At 49.3% G+C, this 13,059-nt stretch carries 10 protein-coding genes; 7 read left to right on the top strand and 3 right to left on the bottom strand.

From position 1 onward, the window contains the following. Window positions 1-140 precede the first annotated feature (140 nt). Window positions 141-1,382 carry a sensor histidine kinase gene (locus B7990_RS07550; RefSeq protein WP_254917389.1) on the bottom strand — a complete coding sequence of 414 codons (1,242 nt, stop codon included), beginning with the start codon at window positions 1,380-1,382 and terminating at the stop codon, window positions 141-143. 158 nt (window positions 1,383-1,540) lie between these two features. Between B7990_RS07550 and B7990_RS07545 the strand changes: the two genes are divergently transcribed. The 7 genes from B7990_RS07545 (at window position 1,541) to B7990_RS07515 (ending at window position 9,203) form a co-directional block, all read left to right on the top strand. Continuing rightward, complete coding sequence (locus tag B7990_RS07545; RefSeq protein WP_088640379.1) at window positions 1,541-2,392, top strand: RNA polymerase sigma factor RpoD/SigA; 852 nt, start codon at window positions 1,541-1,543, stop codon at window positions 2,390-2,392. Between the two features lie 153 nt (window positions 2,393-2,545). Further along, entirely contained in the window at window positions 2,546-4,294 is a 1,749-nt protein-coding gene (locus B7990_RS07540) for a S41 family peptidase (RefSeq protein WP_254917388.1), read from the top strand. A gap of 21 nt (window positions 4,295-4,315) precedes the next feature. Continuing rightward, window positions 4,316-5,089: an ABC transporter permease gene (locus B7990_RS07535; protein ID WP_235002871.1), complete on the top strand. Its 774-nt coding sequence runs from the start codon at window positions 4,316-4,318 to the stop codon at window positions 5,087-5,089. Window positions 5,090-5,107: 18 nt separating this feature from the next. Further along, window positions 5,108-5,431: a DUF721 domain-containing protein gene (locus B7990_RS07530; RefSeq protein ID WP_088640377.1), complete on the top strand. Its 324-nt coding sequence runs from the start codon at window positions 5,108-5,110 to the stop codon at window positions 5,429-5,431. Window positions 5,432-5,451: 20 nt separating this feature from the next. After that, complete coding sequence (gene gyrB / locus B7990_RS07525; protein WP_088640376.1) at window positions 5,452-7,392, top strand: DNA topoisomerase (ATP-hydrolyzing) subunit B; 1,941 nt, start codon at window positions 5,452-5,454, stop codon at window positions 7,390-7,392. Beyond that, window positions 7,393-8,397, top strand: coding sequence for a polyprenyl synthetase family protein (locus B7990_RS07520; protein WP_088640375.1), 1,005 nt, complete (start codon window positions 7,393-7,395; stop codon window positions 8,395-8,397). Window positions 8,398-8,522: 125 nt separating this feature from the next. After that, window positions 8,523-9,203, top strand: coding sequence for a hypothetical protein (locus B7990_RS07515; protein WP_088640374.1), 681 nt, complete (start codon window positions 8,523-8,525; stop codon window positions 9,201-9,203). Window positions 9,204-9,261: 58 nt separating this feature from the next. On the opposite strand, the gene B7990_RS07510 is transcribed toward B7990_RS07515, so the two are convergent. Together B7990_RS07510 and secD are read right to left on the bottom strand one after the other, a co-directional pair. Then, window positions 9,262-10,194, bottom strand: a complete 933-nt coding sequence (locus B7990_RS07510) for a magnesium transporter CorA family protein (RefSeq protein WP_074209060.1) — start codon at window positions 10,192-10,194, stop codon at window positions 9,262-9,264. 179 nt (window positions 10,195-10,373) lie between these two features. Beyond that, a complete protein-coding gene (secD, locus tag B7990_RS07505) occupies window positions 10,374-12,986 on the bottom strand; it encodes a protein translocase subunit SecD (protein ID WP_088640373.1) in 2,613 nt (870 codons plus the stop codon). Window positions 12,987-13,059: the final 73 nt, after the last annotated feature.

Here is a 13,059-nt window from a genome sequence, read left to right as displayed (position 1 = left end):
AGGCTTATTCAGCCGTAAGGATTTATCAATTGATGTAAGGAAGGAATGTAAGCAAGAATATAATAAACCGCCCCGGCAAAAATGGAGCGGTAATTAAACTACAATAATTTTTTTAAAGTGTAAAGGGGATTTTTAATAATTTACGAATTTTCTTCTTTTAGATGAATAATCAAATCGCTAATATAAACATCATCGACAATATTCACAGAATACTCATAGGAGCCAGAATAAATTAAATCCAAACGCTTTTCAAAAGTCGAAAGGCCAAGCCCGCTATCCTTGCGACTGGACTTCCTCGGGAAATTAGAATTCTCGGAATGGAACCGAAGCTCATTTCCCTTTTGCACAATTGTCACATGCGCAAAGCTTTTGCCTTTGGGATTAACGCAATGCTTCATCGCATTTTCCATCAAAGGCATTATCAATAAAGGTTCAATCATCAAGTTTGGATTTTCGAGATGCACATTAAATGAAAAATCAAAACTGTCATCCAGGCGCAACTTTTCCAGATCTGCATACTTTTGCAAAATATCCACATCCTCCTGCAACGTGATATATTTATCCTTCACCTGATAAAGCATGACTCTCAAAAGCTGCGAAAGCTTATTCATAGAACTTTCAGCGCGCTTCGAATCGATCTGGATAAGCGCAGAAATATTATTCAAGGTATTAAAGAGAAAATGCGGACTCAGCTGGTTCTTCAAGAAATCAAGTTCATACTGCAATTCCATCCGTTTCCGTTCACGCAGCACAAACGCGCGCACAATCTGGCGAAACATCAAATGGTACAAAACACATAGCACACAGACAAAGCAAACCAATATTACAAAAGATACAACGGCACTTAAACTAAAGTGCCCTTTAACAAACGAAAAACAATATGTTTTAAAAAATTCGCTTACACCTTCGCCAGGCATTCGCTCCATTAAAAAGTACGTCACCTCACGAATAAACAGCGCAACGACCACGAGTAATGAGTTTAGAGCAAAATAACTAGCATAGCGTTTTTTAAACACATACGATGGAACAAGGAATTTTTGGTTCAATGCGAAAATAAACAGAGAACTCAATAGCGGAAAGTAAAAGCGGATTATACCTTCTAAGCGAATAGCAAAGTGCGTCGAGTTCGACGTATCAAGAATCAACACCAGCGGGAACAAAATCATAAAAAGCCAGACAAAGAGGACCGGCATGAACAAAGGAATCGGGAACTGGATCAATTCTCGTTCGTCTTTCAAGAGTTCGCGCAACTTCTTTTCATTACGTTCAAAGTCACTTTCTTGTAATACAGCAAGCTTATCGCGTGTCTTTTGGAAAAATCCAGCACATTTTTCTGTGCAATTTGTAGTGCAATTGTCTTTCATAGCAAAAAATTTAGTCATTTGACCACTATTTTTGACGGTCATGACAATTTCGTGACAAAAATCACGAACTTTTTTAACAAAAACTCAATTTAACTTTTGCACGCAGCACTCTAAGTAATGACACAAGGATTTCAAACTAGAGGTAAATTTGATGATGTAAAAATGAGGAGGTCACCATGAAAACCCTTAACAATCGAGATCAGAAAGACATCTACATGCAATACCTGAATGACATTTCACGCTATCCTTTGCTCACTAGAGAACAGGAAGCCGTATTGCTCCAGAAGTCCGCCGAAGGCAACAAGACCGCTTTGGATATGTTGGTCAACTCCAATCTCCGCTTTGTCGTGAACATCGCAAATCTCTATAAGGGCCGTGGTCTCGACATCATGGAACTTATCAACGAAGGGAACATGGGACTCATCGAAGCAGCACGTCGATTTGACCGCTCCCAGAAAATCAAGTTTATCAGCTACGCCGTGTGGTGGATTCGCCAGAACATCACTCGCGCCCTTTCTGAAAAAGGCCGCATGATCCGTATCAGCGCCGAAAAGGAACTGATGCTTCGTCGCTTCAACCGCCATGCAAAGGACATGCACCAAGTGATCGGCGGAACATTCACCGTCAACACCCAGAATCTCGAAGGGCTCTCCAAGTACAAAGCCGATGAAATCGAAAAGATCCTGATGATGGGCAGCTCCGCTTCTTCGCTCGACGCTCCGGTCAATGAAGATGGCGATGCAACGCTTGGCGATACCATTTCGGATACGCAGAACCGCACCGACGAGCTTGCCGACAACAACAACCGTGCAGAAGTGTTCGACAAGGTGATGGACAAGAACCTCTCCAGCCAGGAAAAAGAAATCATCAAGCTCTATTACGGTTTCAAGATGGATTCCGACCTGAACTTGAAGGAAATCGCACCGATGGTGGGCCTTTCCAAGGAACGCGTACGCCAGCTCAAGGAAAACGCCTTGAACAAGCTCCGCGAAGCCGACGTCGAACGCCTCCTCTGCGAAGCTGCATAACGCCCTTATTGCTCCAAACAAGTTTCATACTCTCTCCTTTCATAAAAAACCGGCTATTCATAGCCGGTTTTTCCTTACAAGGTGGTGTTTTTTTTTAGGAAATTGTATTTTTAACGTATGATGTTTAAATCTTTTTGTTTCCGCTCTGTATTTATGGCAACGCTGTCCGCGCTTTGCATCGCGAACGCAGCAACCGACAAGAAAACTCCTCCCGGAGATTTCTACGACGAAGTTTCACGATTGAACAAGGTCCTTTCCGAAGTCAACCGCAAGTACGTTGAAAACGTCAACCCGACGGAACTCACGGACGCAGCCATCAATGGCATCAGAAACATTCTCGACCCACACACGACTGTATTCTCCCCCAAGGACTACGAAAGCCTCCGCGTTTCCATGGAAGGCAAGTTCGGTGGCGTGGGTATTACCATCAGCCTCCGCGACAACATCCTCACCGTCATTTCGCCGCTCTCTGGCACACCGGCATTCAAGCTCGGCATCCGTGCGGGCGACCGCATCCGCAAAATCGACGGCAAGGAAACGAAAGGCATGTCGCTTGATGACGCCGTCAACAAGCTCCGTGGCAAGATCGGCACAGACGTGACCGTCGCCATTGAACGCGAAGGCGTTCCCGACCTCATGGACTACACCATTACAAGAGCCGAAATTATTGTACATGCAGTTCCTTACTACGGCATGGTCACTCCGGAAATCGGCTATATCAAGCTTGCGACCTTTAGCGACAAGACCACAAGCGATGTCGAAAACGCCATCCGTGGTCTCCAGAAGCAGGGCATGAAGAAGCTCATCCTCGACATGCGCTACAATCCGGGTGGACTTCTGAACCAGGCTATCGAAATCAGCGAACTTTTCCTCAAGCCGGGTAACGTGATCGTGAGCACTCGCGGCCGAACCCAGAAGACCGAAAGCGCCGCCCGCAGGACTCCGCTCGTGAAGCCCGAAGTTCCGATGGTCGTCCTCGTAAACCAGGGTTCCGCAAGCGCTGCAGAAATTGTTTCCGGCGCACTGCAAGACTGGGACCGAGCCTTGATCGTCGGTAAGACCTCATTCGGCAAGGGTTCCGTGCAGACAATCTTTCCGCTCGACAATCAAGGGAACGCCCTCAAACTCACAACTGCATTCTACTACCTCCCCTTCGGTCGTTGCATCAACAAGCCTGAAAATGGCATCAAGGGCCTGACCTTGCAAGACGAAGAAATTGAATCCGAAGAAAAAGATGAAACTAAAGTCGATTCCGTGAAGGCCGATACAGCAAAGCGCGACACGTTCTACACGAACAACGGCCGCATGATGTTCGGCGGTGGCGGCATTACGCCGGACGTCGATGTGGAACTCGATCCGATGCCGTGGGTCGTCCAGGTGCAGGAACGTATGGCCATGTACTTCAAGTTCGCCGTCAAGATCCGCCCGAGCCTCGAAAAGGCAGGCGTCAAGGTAAACTCCGAATGGACCGTGCCGGATTCTCTCTTTACGCAATTCAAGGCATTCTGCAAGAAAGACACGAACTTCATGAAGGTGAAGAGCAACGCGCTCGTCGGCGTGGACCAGCTTGAAAAGAGCATCATCCGCGAACAGAACTACATGGGCGACAGCGCAAAGACCATCTCGGATTCTACGCTCGTGAAGCGTATCAGCGAAATGCGCAAGGCTCTTGAAGACAACCGCGACGCCCAGTTCGAAGCAAACAAGGACTACATCAAGGATGGCATCAAGCGCGAACTCCTCACGGCATTTGTGAACGACTCCGTCAGCACGGCATTCTCGCTCAAGCGCGACAAACAGCTGAACGAAGCCATCAAGTACCTGAGCGACACGCAGCTTTACAAGAAGGCCATCAGCGCTCCGCCGAAACAGAAGAAGAATGCTGCAAAGCCAAAGAAATAACGGTTCAATTTGATTTCTTTAATGAACAAAATGGCCGAGGGCCTCGGACGAGCAGTAAGACGCTTCCTCAATAAGGTTGTAGGTTACGTGCTGTTCATCTGGGAACTGTTCAAGAACATTCCCGGGGCTTTCACCAACTTGCACACGACTGTGGAACAGATGCACCACGTGGGCATCACGAGTATTCCCGTGGTGTTCGCCGCCTCGCTTGCAACAGGCGCCATCATGTCTTGGCAGCTAGCCTACCAGTTTGGCGACATGATCCCCATGATGTTTGTGGGTATGGCCGTCGGAAAGTCCGTGATGGTGGAACTCTGCCCAATCCTTACGGCGATGGTGCTTGCAGGGCGTATCGGCGCTTCGATGTGTTCGGAACTTGGTACAATGGCGGTTACAGAGCAGCTTGATGCATACAAAGTATTAGGACTCAATCCTTACAAATACTTGCTTGCGCCAAGACTCATTGCAACCGTCATCATGCTTCCGGTGCTTACAATTTTGAGCATCTTTATCGGCATTGTCGGCGGTTACGAAGTCGCCCACCTCTACAAGGAAGTTTCGTGGTCGGTGTTCTTCTACGGCGTACGCATGTTCTACCAGAACTGGGACCTGGTCGTTGGCCTTATCAAAGCAACGCTTTACGGATTCTTCATTTCGAGTTACGCTTGCTTCTTCGGATTTTTCACCCATAGCGGTGCAGAAGGTGTGGGCAAGAGCACCAAGGCAACCGTGGTTGCAGGCATGACAAGCATCCTTATTGGCGGGTTCACCCTCTCCAAATTGCTGCTTGTTTAACGCGATAAATTTGTACAAATGTTCGAAACAAAACGCACGAGCAACAAGAGCTATACGGGGAACAAAGTTCAGGACATCCAGGTCCTTTTAGAGCGTGTTCTCCAGAAGAACCATATCACCGAAGATATCAACTTCAAGACCATCTCGGAGCGGTTTTCGGAAGTGGTTGGTTCCCTCCTGGTAGGCCATGTAAAGCCCGAAAAAATCGACAAAAATATATTGGTGCTCAAGGTCGCCAATTCGGCGTTAAAGTTCGAAATGAACCTCCAAAAAAAAGCTATTATTGGTAAGTGTAATGCCCTCTTAGGGAAGCCTTTTATTCAAGGAATACGATTCATCTAAGAGGGGTTTAAAGAGGAATTATGGCAGAAGAAACAGAAGAAGTAAAGAAGGCGGAAGCAGATTATAGCGGTTCAAGCATTACCGTTCTCGAAGGTCTAGAAGCAGTTCGTGTCCGCCCTGCAATGTACATTGGTTCCACCGATATTCGCGGGCTCCACCACCTCGTTTGGGAAGTGGTCGATAACTCCGTGGACGAAGCTTTGGCTGGCTTCTGCAACCATATCGAAATTTCGATTTTGCCGGGTAACGGCATCCGCGTCACTGACAACGGCCGTGGCATTCCGACCGACATCCACCCAAAAGAAAAGGTGGGCACCATCCAGGTCGTGATGACCAAGCTCCACGCCGGTGGTAAGTTCAACAACAGCTCTTATAAAGTTTCCGCCGGTCTGCATGGCGTGGGCGTGAGCTGCGTGAACGCACTTTCTAACAAGCTTATCGTAACCGTGCGCCGCAATGGCCGCGTTGTCCGTCAGGAATTCGCCCGTGGCATTCCATGCGGCCCGCAGGTCGATATCGGAGAATCCGACGGTACGACCGGTACATCTGTTGAATTCTATCCGGACGATACAATTTTCTCCGAAACCGTTTACGTGTACGACACGCTCGCCACGCGTTTCCGCGAACTCGCATTCCTCATGAGCGGACTTCGCTTGACGCTTACCGACGAACGCGATCCGGAACACAAGCAGACCGACACGTTCTGCTTCCCCGGTGGCGTTTCTGAATTTGTGCGCTATGTCGATGAACACCGCACTCCGCTCTTTAACGAACCGATCCACTTGCTGCTCCCGGATGGTCAATACCCGCTCGAAGTCGCCATGTGGTACAACGACGGCTACCAGGAAAACTTCTTCAGTTTCGTCAACAACGTAAATACTTACGATGGCGGTACGCACGTGACGGGTTTCAAGACGGCCCTCACCCGCGTCATCAGCAAGTTTGCACAGGACATGCCGAAGGGCAAGAAAGAAGCCCAGATTACCTCGGACGATATTCGTGAAGGCCTTACCGCCGTTATCGCCATCAAGGTGTCGCAGCCGCAGTTCGAAGGCCAGACCAAGCGCAAGCTCGGCAACTCCGAAATCGCTGGTTACGTGGCATCTGCATTCGGCGCCAAGCTCGAAGAATACTTCCAGGAAAATCCGGCCGCTGTCAAGATTATCCTGGACAAGGTTTACAACGCCGCTGTGGCTCGTGAAGCAGCCCACCGTGCACGTACACTCGCCCGCCGCAAGAACGTCCTCGAAAGCGGCGGCCTTCCAGGCAAGCTCGCCGACTGCTCCAGCCGCGACCCGAAGGAATGCGAAATGTTCATCGTGGAAGGTGACTCTGCAGGTGGTTCTGCAAAGATGGGTCGTAGCCGTGAATTCCAGGCCATTCTCCCTATCCGCGGTAAGATTTTGAACGTCGAAAAGGCAAGCCTCCATCGCGTGCTCGACACCGAAGAAATCCAGAACCTGGTGAACGCTATCGGTACTGGCATCGGCACGGAATTCAAGATTGAAAAGCTCCGCTACGACAAAATCATCATCATGACCGATGCTGATGTGGACGGCTCTCACATCCAGACACTTCTCTTGACGTTCTTCTTCCGCTACATGCGCCCGCTCATTGACGCTGGGCACATCTTCCTTGCCATGCCGCCTCTGTACAAGTTAAAGATTGGCCAGAAAGAACGCTACCTGTTCGACGAAAACGAAAAGGACAAGGTCATGGCCGAAATCGAAGACAAGAAGAATGTCGCGATTACCCGATTCAAAGGTCTGGGCGAAATGTCGCCGGAACAGCTGAACGACACGACCATGAACCCGAAGACACGATTCCTCAAGCAGTGCCATGTGGAAGACAGCGTGCTTGCCGACCAGATTTTCAGCATGCTCATGGGCGAAGACGTGGAACCGCGCCGCAAGTTCATCGAAACGAACGCATATAAAGTCTTGAACGATTTGGATATTTAAATGAGTCCGACAAAGGCAGACTTCAAAGCCGTTTTATCCCAAGCTCGTGACTTGGTTAAAGTGGAGCTAGACAAGACAGAACAAGTCATCATGCAGGTGGCCAAAAACGCCCCCGCAGGGATTAGTGACCGACTTGTAACACTTTTTAGCCGCAAAGGCAAGCGCATCCGTTCGACACTCCTTTGCCTGCTCGCGAACTGCGGGACGCAAAAGCCGGACATCGACCGTGTAGCACACGCCTGCGCCGCTGTAGAACTATTGCACCTCGCCAGTCTCGTCCATGACGACATCATCGATGGGACGGACGTTCGCCGTGGGCAAAAGACGGCTCACCGTGAATGGGGTACTCAAGTAGCCGTGTTGATTGGCGACTATGTGCTTTCGCAGTCTATGCGCTGCGTCATTGACGAAAAAGCCCGTAACGTGCCCGTCATTATCTCCGATGCCGCAGACAAGCTCATCATCGGTGAAATCATGGAACTCGACCATTGCGGCGACATGGGACTTTCCCGCAAGTCTTACAACGAAATCATCGATGGAAAGACAGCAGCGCTCATTGACGCTGCAGCGCGCATCGGCGGCATTTTGGCAGGTTTCGATCAGCCGATGGTTGATGAATGCGCCAAGATGGGAACGCACTTTGGCATCGCCTTCCAGATTATCGACGACCTGCTGGACTATGGCTACGGTTCCGTGAACATGGACAAGGCGAAGTTCACCGACCTTTCTAACGGCCTCATCACATTGCCGCTCCTCTATTACTTCGAGGACTGCACCGTAGAAGAACGCCGTGAAATGGAAAGCTTTATCGCAAAGGCTTCTGCAGAAGGCATTCCCGAAAAGATTCAGGACCGCCTGTTTGCAAAGAAGAGCTTTGCGAAGGCAAAAGCCGAAGCCCAGGAACACTTGGAACAAGCGCTCGCCATTGCCGACAAGTTCCCGAAAAGCAACTTCACCGAAGAAATCACCGCCATGTTCGCCAGCATGTCGGAACGCGGGAACTAAGGCGGCTACGCCGCTGTAGACAGTAACTAGTTTTTTACAACGCTTTCTAAAAAAGACAACGTGACATGCGTTGTCTTTTATATTATTTTCTTTACAAGTGTTATGGGGAGCAAGAAGGAGATTTTATGAAAAACAAGCTTTGGGGGCTTGCCGTTTTGGCGTTTTTCTTTGTAGGCTGTGCACAAAATAATCCAACCGTATCTATAAACCCGACCTGGACTGAAAAACCAACAAAAATTACCGTTGTCTTTACAGAACCTTTTGTTGACAATGTTGACGACCTCGAAGACGATCTAGAAGAATACACCGAAAAATTTACCGACTGGTACAAGGCTGAACTTAAGAAAAACTACGACAGCCTCGTCCATAAATCCATCGACGTGGATTTCAGGCAAGTCAATATTGCAGGCATGAGCATTGAGCACGATTCCGTCGGAACAACGGAATTCAACATTCCAAAGCCGTCTACGATAAACATGAACGAAGGCTACTACATCGCCATTTCAAATGCGGGCTTCAGCCGCAAAGAAGAAACATACGCTTACCAGGCTTATAGCAATTCAAATTATTTATTCGGTAGCGCACTTGATTCTAGCTACGTAAAAAATTCAGGAAACGTCATTACAGACAGGGGACTTTGGTTCTTCGCCGATTACGCCATTTACAACCAGTCCGGCGAACGAGTCGCCTTTGGGCACGAAGCGTTCCACAACAAGTTCCCATACGCCATGCACCGCAAGCACTGGGAAAAATGCGTCGCTGAATTTGTGAAAAAGAGCCTCGAAGAGACTCCAATTCTGAATTAAGCCATCAAAAAACGCGGCCAGAACGGTCGCGTTTTCAATTCAAATGCCGAAATCCAGTTTATTTCTTGCGCATCCAAACAGCAAGGAAAACAAACACGGAGAGGAAGCAGATCGCGATAATAATCCAGAACGCCACCGGGGAGCCGACGGTCGCATCGCCGTTCATGCCAAACGGGAGCTTCACGTTCATACCGAACAAGCTTGCGAAGAACGTCGGGAGCGATATAGAAATCGTCACGATAGTGAGGTTCTTCATCAACTGGTTCACGTTGTTGTTGATCACGCTTGCGCGAGCATCCATCATAGATGTCAAAATGTTCGCGTAGATGTTTGCCTGTTGCAGGCTCTGCCCGTTTTCAATCTGGATATCTTCCAGGAGTTCACGTTCAGCTTCGGTCCAGTTGAGGCTGCGGCCAAGCTGCAACTTGCGAAGCAGCGTATCGTTACTGTTCAAGGCGCTCACGTAGTAAATCAAGCCCTTGTTCAAGCTGAACATCGAGAGCAAATACTTGTTTTCCATCGACGTGTTCAGACGCTGTTCCAAGTCGTCGTTGATGCGGTTGATGATCTTCAAGTGTTCATTGAAGTGTGCAATAGCAAAACTCAACACACGGAGCACAAACGTATTCAGGCTGTCGATTTTCGAGAACTTGCGTTCATCCATCACCGGGATGTCGCTGTCCGTAAGGAGCAAAACCCAGTCCTTGAAAATGAAAATGCCAAAAGATTCCACGCGGAACTGGAAATTATCCTCGGCAGAATAATTCTTGGGCTTCTTAAACACGATGGTCGTAAAATCATCGTCGTATTCGATACGGGAAAGTTCGTCCGAGTCAAATGCGGAGGCAATCGTATGTTCCGTTATCTCATATTCCTTAACAAGGATGCTGCGCTGTTCCTGGCTTAAAGAACCCATCATAACGATGTCAGCAGCTTCTTCGTTCGGAGCTACTGAGAGACGACCGGATTCGATTTTGTAATACTTGAGCATACCGCCCCCTTTATCGAACAGGCACAATATAGTAAATAGTGGGCAGTAGGAAGTAGGCGGTAGGAAGAAAAGCCAATAAAAAAAGCTGATAATAGTAAAAGCCCCGGCTTTCGCCGGGGCAATTTCTTAGATCCTTCGACTCCGTGCTTACGCACTTCGCTCAGGATGACACATGTGAATTACACACCCTTCTTGAACTTCTTGCTCCACCAGAGAACGATCGGAGAGCAGACGCACACAGAAGAGTAAGTACCGATGAGGATACCGAAGCACTGAACGAGACCGAAGTCGCGGATGGAAGAGCCACCCTTAACAGCGAGAACCACGCAAACGAAGAGCGTCGTGAGAGAGGTAATCACCGTACGGCTGAAGCACTGGTTCAAAGAGCTATTGATGGTCTGTTCGTACTTGGCAGAACCGAAGAGAGCGGTATTTTCACGGATACGGTCGAAGTTCACGATGGTGTCGTTGACAGAGTAACCAATCATCGTGAGGAGCGAAGCGATCAAGGCGCCGTCGAAAGAAAGGCTGAATGCCGAGATGAAGCCGAGCGTGATGATCGTATCATGAATAAGGCCAAGCACAGCAGCAACGCCGAAGCCAAGGCCGAGCTTACCGAATCGGAACCACACGTAGAGAGCGATACCGAGCCATGCAAGAATCACAGACAAAATAGCGTTGAAGCGGAGTTCCTTACCGATGGTCGGACCGACAGCGTCCTTAGCCACGATTTCGCACTTCTGGTTAGCGGCTTCGAAAGCCTTAGCCATGGCGAGTTCGAAGCTCGTGTCATCACCGCGAACGCTGATCTGGTAGGAGTTAGCAGACGTACCGCCGAGAGAGCGGACGCGAGCACCCTGGATGCCAGCCTTGCTCAAAGCCTTGTTCAAGTCGGTTTCGTGCTTGGCGTCATCCTGATACTGGATCGTATAGACCTGACCACCCGTGAAGTCGATGCTAAAGTCAAAACCCTTCACAGCGATGCAAGCGATGCTTGCAATAAGAAGGATGATAGAGAGAGCCTTGAACTTGCCGCGGTTCTTCATGATCTGGAGGTTAGCATTGTTCAAAGTCTTGAAGCCAGAACCGATAGAGAGCGTCGTTCTGTCGCGCTTAGCAAGTCTCCAGTCGAACACGGCGCGGGAAATCGTGATAGCGCAGAAGAGAGAAGTGAGGATACCGATCGTAAGAGTAAGACCGAAACCCTTGACGGAACCCGTACCAATCTTGTACAAAATAAGACCCGTCAAAACAGTCGTCAAGTTGGAGTCCAAAATGGCGCTGAAAGCACGTTCATAACCCTTGGCGACAGCGGCGCGAGCCGTGAGGCCGTTCTTGAGTTCTTCACGGATACGTTCGAAAATAATCACGTTCGCGTCGAGAGACATACCGACGACGAGAATGAAACCAGCAATACCCGGGAGAGTAAGCGTGGCGTTAAATACAGACATCACAGCGGCAGTCACGAGAGCGTTGACCATCACGCCGATACTTGCAATGAAACCACCGAGGCGATAGTAAGCAACCATGAACACCAAGCAGAGCAAGAGGCCGATAGCACCGGAACCGAAGCCCTGGACAATGTTTTCTTCACCGAGGGTTGCACCGACGCTACGGCTTTCGATGATCTGCATCGGAGCCTTGAGGGCACCAGCCTTGAGCACAACAGCGAGGCGGTTTGCTTCAGCCATGTCGTCGAGACCCGTAATCTGAGCTTCACCGTTCGGGATACGGTCACGGATAACCGGAGCGCTGATGACCTGGTTATCGAGAACGATGGCCATCTGCTTACCGACGTTAGCAGCCGTAACAGCAGAGAACTTCTTAGGACCGATGCCGCCGAACTTGAGGTTTACGGCAACTTCACCGGCGCTCATACCATCGCTGACGCGGTACGGACGAGCATCCGTGATATCGTCACCGCCCATTTCTGCACGGCGCTTGAGGAGGTAAAGACGCTTGGCCTTGATGTTAGCATCGCGGCGGAGCTTTTCAAGACCGCTACCGAAAGCGAAAGCGACATCGCGCGGGATGAGCTTCTGGACACCTTCAGTGGCGAGGAGCTTCTTCACCTTTTCGACGCTTTCTTCAGCAATGAAACCGCCATTGCCGAAAGAGATGAAGAAAGAGGAAAGGGACTGTCCGACCACGTCTGCCGGAGCGGCTTCAGCAGCAGCGGTGTCCTTCTTTTCAGCGGATTCAGCCTTTGCAACACCACCAGCGAGAAGTTCATCATCAGACAAGGTTTCCTTCTTCACAGAGTCAGTCTTGACGGAATCTGTCTTAGCGGAATCAGCAATGATGTCGGTCGTCTGGCGAGTGAGGTACTGGTCGATAAGGCCAACAACCTGCGTAAACTTTTCAGATTCGGCGAGAATCTTGAATTCGAGCTTAGCCGTAGAACCCACAAGAGCCTTAGCCGTAGAGTCATCCACACCAGCCAGTTCAACGACAATGCGGTCGTCGCCAGTCGGAGAAATCTGCGGTTCAGAAAGACCATACTGGTCAACACGGTTACGAATAATTTCAAGAGACTGAGCCTGGATGTCCTTAATATCTTCGCCATCCTTGAGGCTAGACTTGTCGATCTGAAGCGTAATGCTCGTACCACCGGCAAGGTCCAAACCGAAGTTGATGGACTTTGTGCCCAGCTTCGGATTTTCCTTGAGGAAGGTCTGCTTAGCTTCACCCTTCTTGGAGTGAACCTGAATAGAAGGCCATACAGTGTAGGCCGAAAGAATGATGACTGCGAGAATGATGAATTCTCGGAAGCCGAATTTATTTTTTTTCATTTGTAATCCCTTAATAAGGCATTATACATACTAGTTGCGGGGTCAAATTTAGAAAAGTAGGAAGTAGGAAGTT

It is taken from the genome of Fibrobacter sp. UWB4 (assembly GCF_002210345.1).
Taxonomy (GTDB): Bacteria; Fibrobacterota; Fibrobacteria; order Fibrobacterales; family Fibrobacteraceae; genus Fibrobacter.
This window is presented reverse-complemented; position numbering and strand designations above follow the sequence as displayed.

Excerpts from the sequence above, each read along its gene's own strand:
- secD (WP_088640373.1), bottom strand. The coding sequence starts at position 12,986 with ATGAAAAAAAATAAATTCGGCTTCCGAGAATTCATCATTCTCGCAGTC.
- B7990_RS07535 (WP_235002871.1), top strand. The coding sequence starts at position 4,316 with ATGAACAAAATGGCCGAGGGCCTCGGACGAGCAGTAAGACGCTTCCTC.
- B7990_RS07515 (WP_088640374.1), top strand. The coding sequence starts at position 8,523 with ATGAAAAACAAGCTTTGGGGGCTTGCCGTTTTGGCGTTTTTCTTTGTA.
- B7990_RS07550 (WP_254917389.1), bottom strand. The coding sequence starts at position 1,382 with ATGACTAAATTTTTTGCTATGAAAGACAATTGCACTACAAATTGCACA.
- B7990_RS07510 (WP_074209060.1), bottom strand. The coding sequence starts at position 10,194 with ATGCTCAAGTATTACAAAATCGAATCCGGTCGTCTCTCAGTAGCTCCG.
- B7990_RS07545 (WP_088640379.1), top strand. The coding sequence starts at position 1,541 with ATGAAAACCCTTAACAATCGAGATCAGAAAGACATCTACATGCAATAC.
- B7990_RS07540 (WP_254917388.1), top strand. The coding sequence starts at position 2,546 with ATGGCAACGCTGTCCGCGCTTTGCATCGCGAACGCAGCAACCGACAAG.
- gyrB (WP_088640376.1), top strand. The coding sequence starts at position 5,452 with ATGGCAGAAGAAACAGAAGAAGTAAAGAAGGCGGAAGCAGATTATAGC.
- B7990_RS07520 (WP_088640375.1), top strand. The coding sequence starts at position 7,393 with ATGAGTCCGACAAAGGCAGACTTCAAAGCCGTTTTATCCCAAGCTCGT.
- B7990_RS07530 (WP_088640377.1), top strand. The coding sequence starts at position 5,108 with ATGTTCGAAACAAAACGCACGAGCAACAAGAGCTATACGGGGAACAAA.